Source organism: Veillonella sp. S13054-11, from assembly GCF_002959795.1.
Lineage (GTDB): Bacteria > Bacillota > Negativicutes > Veillonellales > Veillonellaceae > Veillonella > Veillonella parvula_E.
The window spans coordinates 14,025-31,701 of sequence record NZ_PPCY01000003.1; the positions used below are offsets into that span (position 1 = coordinate 14,025).

Genomic DNA, 17,677 nt, shown 5'->3' on the forward strand with positions numbered 1-17,677 from the left:
GTCATCAACTGTATAATTTGTATTTTTATCATATTGATACAACAAGATCATTATCCTTTGCATCTGCTTTAATAATTTTGCCTTCTTTTGCATCTCCTTTCAAAATAAGATCCGACACTGGGTCCTCAATTAAACGTTGAATAGCACGTTTTAATGGTCGAGCCCCCATTGTGAAATCAGAGCCCTCCTTAACGAGAAATTTCATAGCCTCAGGAGTTATTTCTAATTGTAAATCACGTTCTCCAAGGCGTTTTGTGACATCACTCATTAAAATGGTTACAATTTCTTTTAAGTCCTCTCCTGTTAATGGATGGAATACAATCATTTCATCAATACGGTTTAAAAACTCAGGTCTAAAATGACGTTTCACCGCATCCATTACTGACTTCTTAGCCTCTTTAAACTCAATTTTTTTATTTTCATCTACATTGAAATCAGATTTTTTAGCCGCTAAGAAACCAAGTTCTGGAGAGTTTTTATGTAAAGCTTTAGCACCTAAGTTACTTGTCATAATAATAACTGTATTTCTGAAATCTACAGTTCTTCCTTGACTATCAGTAAGACGACCATCATCAAGAACTTGTAACAAAATATTAAAGAAATCTGCATGTGCCTTTTCCACTTCATCGAGGAGGATAACGCTATATGGTTTGCGACGTACCGCATCTGTTAATTGGCCACCTTCTTCATAGCCTACGTAACCTGGAGGGGCACCGACTAAGCGAGACACAGTATGTTTTTCCATATATTCAGACATATCAAGTCGAATTATAGCAGATTCATCGCCGAACAAGGAGGATGCAAGCGCTCTTGCTAGCTCAGTTTTCCCTACACCAGTTGGCCCAAGGAACAAGAATGAACCAATAGGCCGTTTTGGGTCTTTTAATCCAGCCCTTGCACGGCGTACAGCTTTAGCTACAGCAGTAACAGCCTCATCTTGACCTACTACACGTTTATGAAGTTCTTCTTCCAAATGTAGTAAGGTTGCAGACTCTTCTTCTGCAATTTTAGCCACTGGAATGCCTGTCCATTGCGCTACTACAGCAGCTATGTCTTCCTCTGTTACTATTAACTTTTGATCGCTTTTTTCTTTAGCGATAGATTTTTTATCACCAATTTCTTTTAATAGTGATTGTTCTTCATCGCGAAGCTTTGCAGCCTTTTCAAAATCTTGAGACGTAACAGCCGCTTCTTTTTCTTTCTTAACTGTATTGAGGCGATCCTCTAATGCTTTAACATCAGGTGCGGCAGAAAATACTTTCATACGAACCTTAGATGCAGCTTCATCGACTACATCGATAGCCTTATCAGGTAAGAATCGATCTGTAATATATCGGCTAGATAAAGACACAGCTGCTGTTAATGCCTCATCTGTAATCTTAGCCTTATGGAAAGCTTCATACCGATCTCTTAATCCCTTTAAAATTTCAAGAGCATCCTCTTCGTTAGGCTCTCCTACTTGAACGGGTTGAAAACGACGCTCTAAAGCAGCATCTTTTTCTATATGTTTCTTATATTCATCAAGTGTTGTGGCACCGATAACTTGGAATTCACCTCGTGCCAAAGCAGGCTTTAAGATATTAGCTGCATCCATAGCGCCTTCAGTAGCACCTGCCCCAACCAATGTATGAATTTCATCTATAAAGATAATCATATCATCATGTTGTTGTACTTCATCAATGGCTTTTTTCAACCGTTCTTCAAATTCACCACGGTACTTGGCACCCGCTAACATAGAACCAATACTAAGAGAAATAATGCGTTTATTACGTAAAATCTCCGGTACATTACCAGTCACAATACGCTGTGCCAAGCCTTCGGCAATAGCTGTTTTACCTACACCTGGTTCACCAATAAGAACAGGATTATTTTTAGTTCTACGGCTGAGAATTTGAATGACTCGTTGAATCTCCGTATCGCGGCCAATTACAGGATCAATCTTACCTTGTTTAGCAGACTCATTAAGGTCAGTTGCAAAATCTGACAGCTCACCTAAATCATTATTGCTATTTATTCCCTCTTGACCACCATTATTGCTACCTTTATTCGAGCCAAGAATACTACGAATTGCTCCTACTACGTCATTACTACGTATATTCATAGCTCGTAGAATAGCAACAGCAACACCGCTACCATCGCTAAGTAGGCCCAATAGAATATGCTCAGTACCAACGTAGTTGTGATTCATGTGATTTGCTACTTGAATGGCAAGCTCAAGCACATGCTTAACGCGAGGTGTCATATATATTGACGTTGCCTTTTTATTACCACGTCCTACATGTTCTTCTACAGCTTCAAAAATATCTTCTGTAACAAGGCCAAGCTCTTCTAAAGCTTTAGCTGCTACACCATTTTTAACCTTTGTAAGGCCTATGAGTACGTGTTCAGTACCGACATAGTCATGTCCTAACTCCAAAGCAGCCTCTTGAGCTAACGAAAGAACGCGCTGTGCATCGTCTGTAAACCGTTGCATCATAATATCACCTCATCTATCTATGTAAATTGTAATTATTTCTTTTCAAATATATGTAAACAATGGTGAAATAACCATTGGAATATCAAAAATATTATTAAACTCTATTAATCTATTATGCTATCTAGTATTAATATTTACTATTTTTTACAAATCTCTTAACAGTAAACTAAGAAAATTATATAAATCAATCTATACAAAATAAATAATCATGCATTAATTATTTATGTACTTATATTAATTTGAAATTTTTTGACGTATCACCTTTGCACGATAGCTGTCGCGATCGGTATCTGTCAAATTTTCACTACCTAAGTATTTAGAGAGGAAGTTTGGTCTAGTTATAGCAACAAGCTCATTAAAAGTATCTTTCCCCCAGAATGGTAATATTTCTAAATCTACACCTAATTGAATATCACTAATCTTACTAAGTGCCTCTTTACCGCTTACACGTCGTGCATATTGTAAAACTCCATAGGATCGCCAAAGTATATCTTCCAAACCTTCTTTATCATTGTGTAATAAAGATTGCCGAGACTTTCGTTCTTCTGCAATAATTCCTTCTACGATTTTAATCAATTGCTCAATAGTTGCTTCTTCACTAATACCCATCGTTCGTTGATTAGAAATCTGGTAAATACAACCTAAAGCTTCGGAACCTTCCCCATACAACCCTCGTACAGAGTAACCTAATTGTATTATGTTACGAATGAGTCTCGTAATACGACCAGATAACGTCAATGCGGGTAAGTGTAACATAACAGAGGCCCGTAAACCTGTACCCACATTAGTGGGGCAAGCAGTTAAATAACCAAATCGCTCATCAAAGGCATAAGGGTATTTTGCTTCGATAGCTTTATCAATTTGAACTGCATGATTATAAGCTTGTTGCAATTTAAGTCCTGGAGCCATAGATTGAATACGTAAATGATCTTCTTCATTTACCATAATTGCGATAGAAGCATCATCAGATACGATCAAATTACGATACAGTAATTTTTCCTCTAAAGCAGGACTCATTAAATGTTTTTCAACTAAGACAGCACGTTCACGTTGACTTAATTGCTCAAGGCTAATATTTGTATATTGATGCTCATCAGCCTTTTTTAATATTGGCAATAGGCCTCGAGAGATTGTATTCACTTTTTCTAAGGAAACTGTATCTTCACGATTCGTAAACAATATATCATCAAAATTTCTCGCCAATCGTATACGACTTGAAATTACAATGTGGTCTGTCGCCTCTGTATCCTGACACAGCCACTGACTTAGCGGAGAGTCCAATATAGTATCTAACATAAGAACCTCCTATTCATTATCACCATCGATGATAACTTCTAGATTTTTAATTTTATCTCTCAAAATTGCGGCTTCTTCAAAGTTTTCAGCTTGAATAGCTGTATCTAATTGACGGCGCAATTGCTTTACTTCATACTTTGCTTTAAATACATTAGTACCACGACTAGGTATAGCCCCTTCATACTCAGAACTACCTTGTATTCGTTCTAATAATGGATTTATTTCACTATTAAAAGTCTCATAACATTGACCACAGCCAAACTTACCTACCCGATTGAATTCATCATAAGTAATACCACACTGAGGGCATCTCTTAGATTGATGAGCTTTTAATAAGTTATCTGGATACACCATATTCTTAAAAAAATCATTAGTAAAAAAGTTATTATCCCACATATCATTCATAAAAGAACTATAAGGAGATAATTTCCCAGCTTGTTGTAACTCGGTGGCACAAGCACTGCAAAGATGTTGCTCAGTCTTTTGATTATTTATGATATTAGTCATATGGATAGTAGCTTCATTTTTATGGCAATGATCACATAACACAAATCATCACTCCTTCCGTAAAGTGTCCACCATTGATGCATATAATTGACGAACAGCATCATTACGTTCTTCTACGTCTACATTTTCAATTAATGTAGCAAAAGAATTATGCATCAATTGAGCTTCACGACGGGTAATCTTTTCAGATTGTAATAATTGAAATAATGATTGATCTACATCTCGCATATCAATTAATCGTTCTACCGTATTTGGACCTTCATAAATCCGATAAGTTGTAACAGCAGGTAAAGAATCTGAACTTTCTGGGTTAATTTTTTTGATTCGAATATATCCACCCAAGCCACGTCTTGACTCAACATCAAAACCGCGCTCATTAGAAAAACGCGTACTTAACACGTAACTAATTTGGGATGGCGCACAATCTAATTCATCAGCCAATTCATTACGCTTTAAAATTAGCTTTTCTTGTTCTTCACGCATACGGTCTAATATAAATTTTTCTATTTTATCAGCTATCATACTCATAAAAAACACCCCTTTAAAGTTTATTTACTATAGTTTTGACTATTTGTTCTTTAGCATAACTTTATTATATTTGACTTTTTGACCTTAGTCAACATAAAAGTCAAATTTCATAAAAATAACGTTTGACTTTTAATGTATTCTCATATAATTGGACTTAATGCTTAAATCTATGTATAATAAATGAGATATTATTTTCTGAAGGAAGGTGTTGTTATGGCAGAAGCATTAGGACAAGAACTGTTAATTGATTTATATTCCTGCGATGAAGACGCAATTTCATCCGCTACAGCTGTACAGGAAAGTGTAGCAACCGCATTTGACTTAGCTGAACTTGATGTAGATGAAATCAGTTGTCAGGTTATGGACGAGGAAATCGCCCTCCTTTCTGTCGCACCAGGTTTTCACTTTACATTGCACACATATCCTGCACTTGGTTATGTAGCAGTTGATTTGTATTCCTTCGAGCAAACATTACCGCTTACATTAATTATGAAAGCCTTACGTAAATCTTTTAGAGCTGAAAAAGTAAAGGCAACAAGTGTGCAACGTGGCGACTTTGGTAACGAACGTGATATGAAGCCACGTCGCAAAACTAAGATTACTACACGTGGTCGTGTTTCTCGTACACGCATCCAACTCAAACAAACAGGAGGGAAGTTGAAAAAACAAAGTGCTAAGGTTATCAAAACATTAGCTAAAAAGAGTGGCCTAAAAAAATAACATAAAATGAAAATGCAAAAAAGCTAGAGGAGTTCCTCTAGCTTTTTATTTGGGTTGATATGTAATTCTATTTATATAGCTTATCTACGAACCATCATTTCTTCAAGATTGAGAACATCAGCAATTTCATCAACATCATCACAGATATATTCAGCATCCGCTTCTTTTAACTCAGATTCTGTACCGTAACCATAGGTAACACCGATGGAGATACAGCCAAGTTCATTAGCTGCTTCTACATCGTACTTACGATCTCCAACCATGAATGTCAATCGACGACCATTTTCATCAGTTAATGGGTTACCACATAGCGTGAGAGCTTTTTCAAGAATTTCTTTTTTGTGTAACAATCCCGCTTCGTAATTAGCACCAACAATAACATCAAAGTATGGTGTCAATTCAAAGTGATCAAGAATATCTTTAGCATAATGTTCTGGTTTTGCAGTAGCTACAGCTATAGTATATTGTTCAGTTTTGCATTTAGCCAATAAGTCTACAATATTCGGATATACAATATTTTCAAATTTACCAATGGTACCATAACGTTCACGGAATTTAAAGTATGTTTCTTCCGCTTGCTCAAAGGTCAGACCACAATATTCTTGGAAAGCATCTACCAATGGTGGTCCTAAGAACAATTGTAATGTTTCTTCATCAGGTACAGTATAACCGAAATGTTCCAATGCAAATTTAATGCTTTTAAGAATACCTTCTTGAGAGTCAGTTAAGGTTCCATCTAAATCAAATAATATCGTTTTCTTCATATTATTTCTTTAAAGCCTCTTTCAATGTATGCCATGCAAGAACTGCACATTTCACACGTGCTGGCATATTAGAAATATTTTGTAATGCCATAGCATCTTCCAATTCTTCTAACTCATTTTCATCGGTAATTTCTTTTTTAATCATACCTAAGAAAATTTCTACCAAACGAAGCGCTTCTTCAACAGATTTGCCTTTAATGATATCAATCATCATAGATGCAGATGCTTGGCTAATAGCACAACCAGAACCTGTATATGCAGCATCTTTAATGATACCATCTACTACATTGAGTTGTAATGTTAGATCATCACCACAACTAGGGTTATGTCCATGTTCAGAATTTGTAAATTCAGATAATTCATGCTTATTACGTTTATCTTGGTTATGTTCCAAAATAAGTTCCGTATATAATTGATCCATTTCCATTAGTGGTAATTCTCCTAATCTTTAAAACCCATTACTGAACGAACAGTCTTTAATACTTCAAGGAATGCGTCTAAATCTTCCTTGCGAGTGTATAAGTACATACTTAAACGAGTAGATGCAGATACATTGTAGAACGCACCTAATGGTTGTGCACAATGGTGACCGGAACGAACGCAGATTCCCTTAGAATCCAAAATTGTAGCTACGTCATGAGGATGTACATCATCTACAGTGAACGCAATAACGCCATGTTTTTCCTTAGGATTTTGAGAACCAATAACATGGACATGTGGCAATTCAACAATCTTAGGAAGAATATAAGCTACTAACTCCTCTTCATAGGCTTCTATAGCATCCATTCCAAAGGATTCCAAATAGTCAATAGCTGCATGCAAGGAAACGGCACCATCAGCATTTGGAGTACCTGCCTCAAACTTATATGGAAGCTCATTGAATGTAGCAGTTTGCTCTTTTACATACTCAATCATATCGCCACCCAATAGGAATGGAGGCATAGTTTCTAATAAATCACGTTTACCGTATAGTACACCAATCCCTTGAGATGCACACATTTTATGGCCAGAGAATACGAAAAAATCGCAATCCAATGCTTGTACGTCAATTTTTTTATGAGGTGTAGATTGAGCACCGTCTAGAACAACAATAGCACTTACAGAGTGAGCCTTCTCAGTTAATTCTTTTACTGGGAATTCCATACCAAGCACGTTACTAACATGAGCGAAAGCAACAATTTTAGTCTTTTCATCAATTTTATTGATTTCACCATCTTTTAAGTGCCCATGTTCATCAAGATACATGTATTCTAAGGTTGCCCCCGTCTGTTCTGCCACATATTGCCATGTTACAAGATTCGCATGATGTTCAGCAACAGTAATGACAATCTTGTCACCTTTTTTCACATTATGAAGGCCATAGCTGTGGGCAATCAAGTTCATTGACTCCGTACTATTACGTGTAAATATAACCTCTTCTCGTTCGCGAGCATTGATAAATTCAACTACGCGATCCCGCGCATTTTCATAGTCTTCAGATGCTTCAATGGCTAAAATATGAGAACCACGATGTGGGTTACCATTACGTTGTGTCATATGTTCCACAACACGGTCAATTACGGACTGTGGAATTTGAGCAGTAGCACCGCTATCTAAATAGATAACACGATGCCCATTATGCTCTTTATGTAATATAGGAAAGTCTTTGTATGCTTCTGCAATTGGTCTCATAAAAACGCCTCTTTAAATTTTATTACGTACAGCTGCTAACGCTGCTTCTTCAATCGTTTCATCACCAATGCGATCAATAATAGGTCGAATCATAGATTCAACAATGATATGTTTTGCCTCTACCTCACTAAAGCCACGGCTCATGATATAGAACAATTTATTATGATCAATTTGGCCTGCACTTGCTGCATGATTACCAACTACATTATCTTCTTTACACAATAAAAGTGGTAACGAAACAGATTTTACAGTTGGATCTAACAATAAGCAAGTATCTTCTTCCGCACCTTCAGAAGCTGTTGCTCCATTAAGGAAATCAAGGGTCCCTCTAAAGGATTTTTTAGAATTGCCGCTAAGAGCACCTAAGGTATGAATATCACTAAATGATTTTTTACCACCATGACTCATAACCATAGAAATATCAAATTTTTGCTCTTTATTACCAAGATAAGCAATGTCATGAACCATACGGGATTCTTGACCTACTAAATCATGATAGTAATTCAAGATGTTTTCACTGCCACCAATTTCAATATTGATGTATTCTACATCTGCTTTTTCTTCTAATTTAGTGTATCGATGCTCGATATGTTGTACATGTTCAGGCAAAAGATTTACCTTTTTTACTACAACCTTACCAGCTTCTTTCACATCGTATTCGTTTAAATAGCTAACATTTGTCAATGCATCGCCAGAACCAGTTACATAGAATTGTACTTCTAGCTCAGCACCTTCACCAACGATAAATTGGAAACGGTTTGCCACACGAGCATTAGCATCAATGCGGATGCCTACAACTTCTTTCGCCTTAGGAGGCACATTGATAGCATAGCCTTCCGCTTTTTCAACTAATACATGAACAGCTTCTTTATTAGCACCTTCATAATTACCATCTAGTAATGCTGTACCAACAGGTAATGGTGAAAGTATATCTTTATTAGCTTCCACAGCGATGGATTGTACCGCTGTATCTTCTCCAGCTAGAGAGCTTACAGTATGATTAACGCGCAACCATCTGAATGTCGGTCTAGGGAGTTCATTAAATAGTAATTCGCTCATAATTCCTCCTTAACCGATAGAACCTTCTAATTCAAGATTGATTAGATTGTTCATTTCTACTGCATATTCAAGTGGCAATTCTTTAGAGATTGGCTCTACGAAACCACGAACTAACATCGCACGAGCTTCTTCTTCGCTAATACCACGAGTCATAAGATAGAAAATTGCTTCGTCGGAAATACGACCGATTTTAGCTTCATGACCTAAATCCACATTGTCATTTTCTACGATAATAGCCGGAATTGTATCAGATTGAGACTCAGCATCAAGCATCAAGGATTCACAAGAAACTGTTGCTTTGGAATGTTCAGCTTTAGGGCCAATCTTCAAAAGGCCACGATAAATTGCAGCGCCACCGGATTTAGAAATGGATTTAGAGTTTACATTACTTGTTGTATATGGTGCATTATGTACCACTTTACAACCTGTATCGAGGAATTGTCCTTCACCTGCGAATGTTACACCTGTAAATTCAGCATGTGCACCTTCACCGTTGAGAATACTCATTGGGTACAAACAAGAAACTTTGGAGCCAAAGGAACCAGATACCCACTCAATTGTACCATTTTTACCTACTACACAACGTTTTGTGTTAAGGTTGTACATGTTTTTAGACCAGTTTTCAATTGTAGAATAACGCAATGTAGCATTATCTTTAACGAACAGTTCAACAGCGCCTGCATGAAGGTTAGACACATCATACTTAGGAGCAGAACAACCTTCGATAAAGTGCAATTTAGCCCCTTCTTCTACGATAATCATCGTATGTTCGAACTGACCAGCACCTGGTGCATTCAAACGGAAGTAAGATTGCAATGGAATCTCTACTTGTACACCGGCAGGAACGTATACGAAGGAACCACCAGACCAAACGGCACCATGAAGGGCAGCCCATTTATGGTCTGTAGGTGGAATTAATGTCATCCAGTATTTTTTTACGATTTCTTCATGTTCATGTAATGCTGTTTCGATATCAGTATAGATAACACCTTGCTTAACAAGATCTTCTTGAATACTGTGGTAAACAACCTCAGAATCATATTGAGCACCAACACCAGCTAGAGATGTTTTTTCCGCTTCTGGAATACCTAAGCGATCAAAAGTACTTTTAATTTCTTCTGGAACTTCATCCCAGTTTTCTTTCATATCTACTTTAGGCTTAACATATGTATGAATATTTGCCATATCTAAGCCCGAGATATCAGGAATCCAATTCGGAATGCCCATGCGATTATAGATTTCCAAAGACTTTAAACGGAAATCGAGCATCCATTCTGGTTCATTTTTATTAGACCAAATCTCACGGATAATATCTTCTGTTAAACCGGCATCAGAGATATAAGAATATTCAAATTCGTTCTTTATATCATAGACGCCACGGTCCATATCCGCAACTTGGGTTTTCTTTCTTTCTTCCATTATGCCTCCTATGCTAATGCTTTGTATGCGTCATAACCTTTTTCTTCGATTTCACGTACAAGAGAAGCATCACCAGTTTTAACAATCTTGCCATTGATCAACACATGAACATAGTCTGGTTTTAGTTTTTGCAAGATTTGGTTATGATGAGTAATGATTAATACAGCATTTTCTTCGTTATGGAAACGTTGTACACCTTCAGATACGATACGAACCGCATCTACGTCAAGGCCAGAATCAGTTTCATCAAGAATAGCCAATTTAGGATTCAAAATGGACATTTGAAGAATTTCATTCTTCTTGCGTTCACCACCAGAGAAGCCTTCATTTACATAACGTTGCGCATAAGATAAATCAAAGGACAATTCATCCATTTTTTCTTTCAATTCTTTTTTGAAAGATAATGCACGTACATTTTCACCAGTAATTGTGGATTTAGCTGTACGAATGAAGTTTTCTACAGTAATACCAGGAATAGAAATTGGATTTTGGAAGGACATAAAAATACCCGCTTTTGCACGATCGTTTACTGCATCTTCCGTAATATCCTTACCATCAAAAATGATAGAACCACTATCTACTGTATATGTAGAGTTACCCATGATTGCATTAGCAAGTGTAGATTTACCAGCACCATTTGTCCCCATCACAACATGAATTTCACCTTTATTAATTGTTAAATCAATACCTTTCAAGATTTGTTTCTCTTCAACAGATACCTTTAAATCTTTTATCTGAAGTAATTCAGCCAAAATGTTCACTCCTTTTATTTGTATGTAACCATAAGAAACATACACTCGTTATATATAAAACGTATATACTGACACATATAAAAAGGCGGTACGCACTAACGTGAATACCGCCGTAATTCTCGCCAACTTAGCAAGTATGTGCATAACAATCTACACTCATTATACATTCTTATCTAAATGATAGCAAGATATTCCTACTAAAATATACAGGAATTAAAAGAATATCAAGTATTACATATATTGATAGGTTTTTATTAATATTAATTCTCATCCTATTCGATTCTCAATATTAAATTATAGGTTTGAAAAATCAAGAGTTCCAAATAAATCATCGTATGTTTCAGCACGACGAATTTGTGTAACAGAGCCATCTTTATGTAGCAATAACTCTGCAGAACGTAATTTACCATTATAATTGAAACCCATAGAATGTCCATGTGCACCAGCATCGTGAATGATGACACGATCTCCAATATCAATTTTTGGCAGCTCTCGTTGAATAGCAAATTTATCATTATTTTCACATAAGGAGCCTGTTACATCATATACATGATCCTTGGGAGCATTTTCTTTCCCCATTACGGTAATATGATGATAAGAGCCATACAACGCCGGACGCATAAGATTTGCCATACAAGCATCTAAACCGATGTAATGACGATAAATATCTTTTTTATGAATAGCAGTAGAAACAAGGTAACCAAATGGACCTGTTACCATACGCCCACATTCATAAGCCAATGCTACATCAATAAGTCCATTAGCTACTAAAATCCGATTATACGCTTCTTCTACACCCTTGCTTAATACGCGGAAGTCTACTGGTGTTTGTTCTGGTTTATAAGCTACACCTACACCTCCACCTAAATCAATAAATTCAATAGTGATACCAAGTTCTTTTTTAATATCTACAGCAAGATTAAAGCAAAGCTCTGCTGTACCAACTAAACCGTCAATATCAAGTTCGTTAGAAACAACCATTGTATGAATACCAAAGTGTTTTACACCTTTAGCTTGTAATTGTTTATACGCTTCAAATATTTGTTCGCGTGTCATACCATATTTAGCTTCTTCAGGAAGGCCAATAATTGTATTGCCCCCTTCCTTTAAAGAACCCGGATTATAACGCACGCAGAATGTATCTGGCAAAGAGCCATGATTTTTTTCTAAATATTCGATATGTGTAATATCATCAAGATTGATGATTGCACCCATTTCAAGTGCTTTTTTATACTCCACATATGGTGTATCATTAGATGTGAACATAATATCATGGCCCGTAATACCCACTTTTTCACATAAAAGTAGTTCCGCTAAGGAAGAACAGTCTGCGCCAATCCCGAGCTTTTGTAACAAACGCATGATATACGGATTTGGAGTTGCTTTAACTGCAAAATATTGCTTAAATCCCTTATTCCAAGAGAATGCATTGATGAAAGATTTCATATTCTCAATAATTCCTTCTTCATCATAAATATGGAATGGAGTTGGATACTGAGCAATAATATTTTCTAATTGTTCTGACGTGAATGGAACTGTTTTTTTGTTCATGATAACCTTTCTACATAAATAAAAGACTCATCAGCCGATGAGTCTTTTATTCTAATTTCCTAATTATTTAAATAAAGCTTTATCTAAACTAAAGCGACCAGCACCAGCAAAGAATAACATAAGTGCACCAAAGCCTAATTGAGATGGGTAGTCCCAGCTAAAGAAACTACCATTCAAACTCACAATAGTCGCAGTTGCTAAAGTACCTACAACTAGAATAGCACCAATACGTGTAAATAATCCTACTGCAATGAGAATACCACCAATCATTTCTGCAAGTGCTGCCATAGTGCCTAGCATCTCATAACCACCGGATACACCTAAAGGTGCTAACATAGTCCCTACTTTGTAGAGCCCTTCAGCTCCGCTAAGCCATTTTAAATAACCATGATAAAACATGGAAATGCCCAATGCAAGGCGATAAATCAATAAGCCAAAATTTACATAATTAGGTTTACTTTTAAAAATAAAGTTCAACATAGTGATCCTTCTTTCAATTCAAATATAACAAATCGAATAAATTCGATACATTAATTATACTATTAGAGAATAACTATGTCAATAAGACTCACTATTAAATTCTATAGAATTATATCATACATTGTATACAAAATCAATTTTATCGATGTAATCAACATAATCTAGTCACTTTAAATCTGGTCAGCTTGAATATAATAATATCTTATTTAAAATATTACACCCTTACAATAGATTAATTTATCAGTAAAAAATAATCCTAATGAATATGAAAAATGTAATTCTCAATTCATTAGGATTATTATATTTCTTATAAAATTAATTCTAAGCAGCTGATTACATCATACCGCTCATACCACCCATTGGAGGCATTGCAGGAACTGCTGCATTTTCATCTACCTTATCAGCTACGATTGTTTCAGTAGTTAATACAAGAGATGCGATAGATGCGGCATTTTGAAGAGCAGAACGAGTAACTTTTGCAGGGTCAACAATACCAGCTTTAACCATATCGATGTATTCTTCAGTCAAGGCATTGAAACCTACACCAGCTTCAGTATTTTTAACTTTTTCTACTACTACAGAACCTTCGAGACCTGCGTTGTATGCGATTTGACGAAGTGGTTCTTCTACAGCGCGTTTTACAAGGTTAATACCAGTTTGAACGTCACCAGTAGCTTCCAATGTATTCAATGCAGGGATGATATCGATAAATGTAGTACCACCACCAGCTACAATACCTTCTTCAACAGCTGCACGAGTCGCATTCAATGCATCTTCAATGCGAAGTTTCTTATCTTTCATTTCAACTTCTGTAGCAGCACCTACTTCGATAACTGCAACACCACCGGACAATTTAGCTAGACGTTCTTGTAATTTTTCACGGTCGAAATCAGAAGATGTTTCTTCAACTTGTGCACGGATTTGATTAACGCGTTTAGCAATTACATCTTTATCACCTGCGCCATCGATGATTGTAGTTTCATCTTTAGTGATGCGAACTTGACGAGCTGTACCAAGATCTTCAAGCTCTACAGAATCAAGCTTACGACCCATATCTTCAGTAATAACAGTACCGCCTGTTAAGATAGCGATATCTTCAAGCATAGCTTTACGACGATCACCGAAGCCAGGAGCTTTAACGGCTACAGCTTTGAATGTACCACGCAAACGGTTTACTACTAATGTAGCCAACGCTTCCCCTTCTACATCTTCAGCGATAATAAGAAGTTCTTTGCCTACTTTTACTACTTTTTCAAGTGTTGGCAACATATCTGCGATAGCACTGATTTTACGATCAGTAATCAAGATATATGGGTTATCCATAACAGCTTCCATACGATCAGGGTCAGTTACCATGTAAGGGGAAATGTAACCACGATCAAATTGCATACCTTCTACTACATTTAATGCAGTTTGCAAACCTTTGGATTCTTCAACAGTAATAACACCGTCATTACCAACCTTTTCCATAGCTTCAGCAATCAAACCACCGATTTCTTCGTCAGCAGCAGATACACTTGCAACTTGAGCAATTTCAGCTTTACCAGAAACTTTAATAGAGCGTTTTTTGATTTCTTCAACTAAAGTTTTTACTGCTGTTTCAATACCTTTTTTCAAAATCATTGGGTTAGCACCAGCTGCTACATTGCGCATACCTTCTTGAATCATAGCTTGTGCCAATACTGTGGCAGTAGTAGTACCATCACCTGCTACGTCGTTAGTTTTAGTAGCAACTTCTTTTACCAACTGAGCACCCATGTTTTCAAATGGATCTGGAAGTTCGATATCGCGAGCAATAGTTACACCATCATTTGTAATTGTTGGGGAACCAAATTTTTTATCCAACACAACATTACGACCTTTTGGACCTAATGTAACTTTTACAGCATTTGCTAATTGATCTACGCCACGACCTAAAGCACGACGAGCTTCTTCATTAAACAAGATTTCTTTTGCCATATGTATTACCTCCTAAATAGTAACACTATCCAATGTAACGAAATATATATACCCTTAGGCAATATAGGATGTATCATCAGTTTTTATAGTCATGTAGACTATAAATTAGCGATTATAATACTGCTAAAATATCGCGTTCGCTAATAATCAAATGAGTAGCACCATCAATTTCTAATTCGCTACCAGCATATTTTGCGAACATAACAGTGTCGCCAACTTTAACTTCTGGAGCTACACGTTGACCATTGTCATATACTTTACCAGCACCTACAGCTACAACTACACCTTCTTGAGGTTTTTCTTTTGCTGTATCAGGAAGGAAGATACCACTTTTAGTTTTTTCTTCTTTTGCTTCTAGACGGATAAGAACGCGGTCAGCTAATGGTTTTAACATATAATGTCACTCCTTTTTCTAGTTAATCTCCATAATTTATTAGCACTCTAACTCATTGAGTGCTAATTACAAGTATTATTATAACCGAAGTTAAAATAATTGCAAGTACTAATTTTGATTTTTTGACTTTTTAGATGTTATTTGACTTATTAGACTGTTTAATGATGAGATTACATGTTTCTATAATAGATATTTGTTTATTCATACTTAAGGTGCGAATGCGATTATACGCTTCCGCTTCAGATATAGAATATAGTTCCATTAATATACCAGTTCCCTTTTGAATGATTTTACGATCTTCTAATGACTGTTCTAGCTCAGCCATCTTTTCGCGCAACTGAGCATCACTTTTATAGCGACCTAAAGCCATCTCTAAGGAAGGAACTAACTGTTCCTCCCGTACTGGTTTAATTAAATAGCCATATACACCAGAATCTCGAGCCTTATCGATTAAATCTTGCTGGCTATAACTTGTTAATAATACTACAGGTGCTTCATGGTGAAAGCCAATTTGACGTGCCGCCTCAATACCATCTAATTCTGGCATTTTAACATCCATCAATATAATATCTGGCTTATGTTTTTTACAAAGTTCTAAAGCTTCAACACCATTTGTACCTTCTGCAACGACTTCATGACCACAAGACTCAATAATATCCCGTAAGTCCATACGTATTAGAGATTCATCATCCACGATTAAAACGCGCATTTATGCCTCCTTCTTCATATGTATCGTCACCAATACACCTGTACCAGTATTTTCTATGGATAAACTACCTTTCAACTCGTGGGCCACTAAATTATTAATAATAGTTAGACCTAAACGTTTATTAGATGTGAAAGAAAAATTGCTAGGCAATCCTTTACCATTATCCCAAAAGATTAGTTCGATACTCCCGTTTATATCCGTTACAGTCAAATGAATTTGACCATTTCTACCGTCTAACCCATGTTCTAAGCTATTTGTAATCAACTCATTAATAATAAGAGATACATAACTTGCCATATGCGAGGAGATTAATATGTCTTCGCCACTGTAAATAAAAGTAACCTCTTGGTCTTGTCGCACCATACTCATACGCAACAATCGACATAATTCATCATAAATCGATCGTATACCGATATAATCCTCATCGTAATGAGATACTATATCGTGAACTAGAGCCATACTCTCGATGCGATTAATTCCCTCTTGGAGTGCTTGTTTTACCTCTGGCAAGCTAGAGCGTCTCGCCTCCATGCGCAATAAACCTGCTACTGTTTGTAAGTTATTTTTTACACGGTGATGAACCTCTTTGATAATGGAATTTTTAACTAATAATTCTTGTTGCTGTTTACTTTCACGAGTACAATCATGAAGAACTAAAAAGCACCTCGTTTCATTGCGCCCCATAGCAATAGGAATCATATGCTGACGAATTACCATATCTTGATAGATTTCTTCATTTGTAAGTATATTTCTATCTGATAATACCTGCTGTATAGCGGACATCTTTAAGGTACTGCTAAAAATTGATGAACCAACCAAGCGACGGTCAAAGCCTAATATATCTACTAACTTCATAGCTGCATCGTTAGCATACAGTATTTTATAAGTGTCGTCGAAAATAATTAAACCATCAAAATAGGACATGGGTTCGTAAGACAATATTTGTTCATCAGTAGCTGTCAGCATAAGACGTTGCATCGTATCAGACAAAACGTATTCTTGCTCATATTGTTCTGCCTTAATAGATGGTGATAATGTAAAAGATATCCCCCCAATAATACGACCTCCGTTGTCTACGATAGGAAAGACATGTTGACGCTGCTCGTCATCTAACCCGATAAGTGGCTGACCATCTTTCATCATAGTATGCCACGTATGACTGCCTTTTAATTGACGTGTAGTAATCCCTTGATCACTGCGTTCTATGCATAGCATATCTGCACATTGTTGTGATCTCTCACCTTGTCCTGTCTCTAGTAGGGGTGTAAAAATCTGTATCCTTTGACGAGTTAAAGACTCGCCAAAGGATATGAGTTTACTAATATGCTCAAGTAATGAGGTTTGTAATGGTCCTAATGGTGTTCTATTTAAAATATCTTGACCAATATCCAC

General features: G+C 36.4%; 17 protein-coding genes. 1 reads left to right on the forward strand and 16 read right to left on the reverse strand.

The features are described 5' to 3' along the window. Nucleotides 1-28: 28 nt before the first annotated feature. The 4 genes from VPHSUH08_RS03480 to VPHSUH08_RS03495 form a co-directional block, all read right to left on the reverse strand. Nucleotides 29-2,476 (reverse strand): ATP-dependent Clp protease ATP-binding subunit, encoded by a 2,448-nt coding sequence (locus VPHSUH08_RS03480; protein WP_101928329.1) that lies wholly within the window; start codon nt 2,474-2,476, stop codon nt 29-31. A gap of 234 nt (nt 2,477-2,710) precedes the next feature. After that, nucleotides 2,711-3,772, reverse strand: a complete 1,062-nt coding sequence (locus VPHSUH08_RS03485; RefSeq protein WP_101928330.1) for a protein arginine kinase — start codon at nt 3,770-3,772, stop codon at nt 2,711-2,713. 9 nt (nt 3,773-3,781) lie between these two features. After that, a complete protein-coding gene (locus VPHSUH08_RS03490) occupies nt 3,782-4,321 on the reverse strand; it encodes a UvrB/UvrC motif-containing protein (protein WP_012864447.1) in 540 nt (179 codons plus the stop codon). A 6-nt stretch (nt 4,322-4,327) separates the two neighbouring features. Continuing rightward, nucleotides 4,328-4,807: a CtsR family transcriptional regulator gene (locus VPHSUH08_RS03495; RefSeq protein WP_004696020.1), complete on the reverse strand. Its 480-nt coding sequence runs from the start codon at nt 4,805-4,807 to the stop codon at nt 4,328-4,330. Nucleotides 4,808-5,020: 213 nt separating this feature from the next. On the opposite strand from VPHSUH08_RS03495, the gene VPHSUH08_RS03500 reads away from it, so the two are divergent. Further along, nucleotides 5,021-5,527, forward strand: a complete 507-nt coding sequence (locus tag VPHSUH08_RS03500; RefSeq protein ID WP_105086735.1) for an S-adenosylmethionine decarboxylase family protein — start codon at nt 5,021-5,023, stop codon at nt 5,525-5,527. 80 nt (nt 5,528-5,607) lie between these two features. Here VPHSUH08_RS03500 and VPHSUH08_RS03505 read toward each other — a convergent pair whose 3' ends face one another. From VPHSUH08_RS03505 to VPHSUH08_RS03560, 12 genes are all read right to left on the reverse strand, one after another. Continuing rightward, the gene (locus VPHSUH08_RS03505; protein ID WP_105086736.1) at nt 5,608-6,291 is read right to left on the reverse strand and encodes an HAD hydrolase-like protein; all 684 of its coding nucleotides are present in this window, start codon (nt 6,289-6,291) and stop codon (nt 5,608-5,610) included. Nucleotide 6,292: 1 nt separating this feature from the next. Continuing rightward, nucleotides 6,293-6,718, reverse strand: a complete 426-nt coding sequence (gene sufU / locus VPHSUH08_RS03510) for a Fe-S cluster assembly sulfur transfer protein SufU (protein ID WP_004696027.1) — start codon at nt 6,716-6,718, stop codon at nt 6,293-6,295. Nucleotides 6,719-6,732: 14 nt separating this feature from the next. Further along, nucleotides 6,733-7,962 (reverse strand): SufS family cysteine desulfurase, encoded by a 1,230-nt coding sequence (locus VPHSUH08_RS03515; protein ID WP_105086737.1) that lies wholly within the window; start codon nt 7,960-7,962, stop codon nt 6,733-6,735. Nucleotides 7,963-7,974: 12 nt separating this feature from the next. Next, complete coding sequence (locus VPHSUH08_RS03520) at nt 7,975-9,021, reverse strand: SufD family Fe-S cluster assembly protein (protein WP_004696032.1); 1,047 nt, start codon at nt 9,019-9,021, stop codon at nt 7,975-7,977. 9 nt (nt 9,022-9,030) lie between these two features. Next, complete coding sequence (gene sufB / locus VPHSUH08_RS03525; protein WP_004696034.1) at nt 9,031-10,440, reverse strand: Fe-S cluster assembly protein SufB; 1,410 nt, start codon at nt 10,438-10,440, stop codon at nt 9,031-9,033. Between the two features lie 8 nt (nt 10,441-10,448). Next, on the reverse strand, nt 10,449-11,192 hold the full coding sequence (gene sufC / locus VPHSUH08_RS03530) for a Fe-S cluster assembly ATPase SufC (protein WP_004696035.1): 744 nt from the start codon (nt 11,190-11,192) through the stop codon (nt 10,449-10,451). A 294-nt stretch (nt 11,193-11,486) separates the two neighbouring features. Further along, on the reverse strand, nt 11,487-12,743 hold the full coding sequence (locus VPHSUH08_RS03535; RefSeq protein ID WP_105086738.1) for a diaminopimelate decarboxylase: 1,257 nt from the start codon (nt 12,741-12,743) through the stop codon (nt 11,487-11,489). Between the two features lie 63 nt (nt 12,744-12,806). Further along, nucleotides 12,807-13,223: a DoxX family protein gene (locus VPHSUH08_RS03540; RefSeq protein WP_004696040.1), complete on the reverse strand. Its 417-nt coding sequence runs from the start codon at nt 13,221-13,223 to the stop codon at nt 12,807-12,809. Nucleotides 13,224-13,556: 333 nt separating this feature from the next. Continuing rightward, entirely contained in the window at nt 13,557-15,182 is a 1,626-nt protein-coding gene (gene groL, locus VPHSUH08_RS03545) for a chaperonin GroEL (RefSeq protein WP_105086739.1), read from the reverse strand. Between the two features lie 112 nt (nt 15,183-15,294). Beyond that, complete coding sequence (groES, locus tag VPHSUH08_RS03550; protein WP_004696047.1) at nt 15,295-15,576, reverse strand: co-chaperone GroES; 282 nt, start codon at nt 15,574-15,576, stop codon at nt 15,295-15,297. Nucleotides 15,577-15,706: 130 nt separating this feature from the next. After that, on the reverse strand, nt 15,707-16,285 hold the full coding sequence (locus tag VPHSUH08_RS03555) for an ANTAR domain-containing response regulator (RefSeq protein ID WP_012864453.1): 579 nt from the start codon (nt 16,283-16,285) through the stop codon (nt 15,707-15,709). Next, nucleotides 16,286-17,677 (reverse strand): sensor histidine kinase, encoded by a 1,392-nt coding sequence (locus VPHSUH08_RS03560; RefSeq protein WP_012864454.1) that lies wholly within the window; start codon nt 17,675-17,677, stop codon nt 16,286-16,288. It abuts the gene before it with no gap.

Coding starts and splice junctions, on each gene's coding strand:
- VPHSUH08_RS03480 (WP_101928329.1), bottom strand. CDS start 2,476: ATGATGCAACGGTTTACAGACGATGCACAGCGCGTTCTTTCGTTAGCT.
- VPHSUH08_RS03485 (WP_101928330.1), bottom strand. CDS start 3,772: ATGTTAGATACTATATTGGACTCTCCGCTAAGTCAGTGGCTGTGTCAG.
- VPHSUH08_RS03495 (WP_004696020.1), bottom strand. CDS start 4,807: ATGAGTATGATAGCTGATAAAATAGAAAAATTTATATTAGACCGTATG.
- VPHSUH08_RS03500 (WP_105086735.1), top strand. CDS start 5,021: ATGGCAGAAGCATTAGGACAAGAACTGTTAATTGATTTATATTCCTGC.
- VPHSUH08_RS03505 (WP_105086736.1), bottom strand. CDS start 6,291: ATGAAGAAAACGATATTATTTGATTTAGATGGAACCTTAACTGACTCT.
- sufU (WP_004696027.1), bottom strand. CDS start 6,718: ATGGAAATGGATCAATTATATACGGAACTTATTTTGGAACATAACCAA.
- VPHSUH08_RS03515 (WP_105086737.1), bottom strand. CDS start 7,962: ATGAGACCAATTGCAGAAGCATACAAAGACTTTCCTATATTACATAAA.
- VPHSUH08_RS03520 (WP_004696032.1), bottom strand. CDS start 9,021: ATGAGCGAATTACTATTTAATGAACTCCCTAGACCGACATTCAGATGG.
- sufB (WP_004696034.1), bottom strand. CDS start 10,440: ATGGAAGAAAGAAAGAAAACCCAAGTTGCGGATATGGACCGTGGCGTC.
- VPHSUH08_RS03535 (WP_105086738.1), bottom strand. CDS start 12,743: ATGAACAAAAAAACAGTTCCATTCACGTCAGAACAATTAGAAAATATT.
- VPHSUH08_RS03540 (WP_004696040.1), bottom strand. CDS start 13,223: ATGTTGAACTTTATTTTTAAAAGTAAACCTAATTATGTAAATTTTGGC.
- groL (WP_105086739.1), bottom strand. CDS start 15,182: ATGGCAAAAGAAATCTTGTTTAATGAAGAAGCTCGTCGTGCTTTAGGT.
- groES (WP_004696047.1), bottom strand. CDS start 15,576: ATGTTAAAACCATTAGCTGACCGCGTTCTTATCCGTCTAGAAGCAAAA.
- VPHSUH08_RS03555 (WP_012864453.1), bottom strand. CDS start 16,285: ATGCGCGTTTTAATCGTGGATGATGAATCTCTAATACGTATGGACTTA.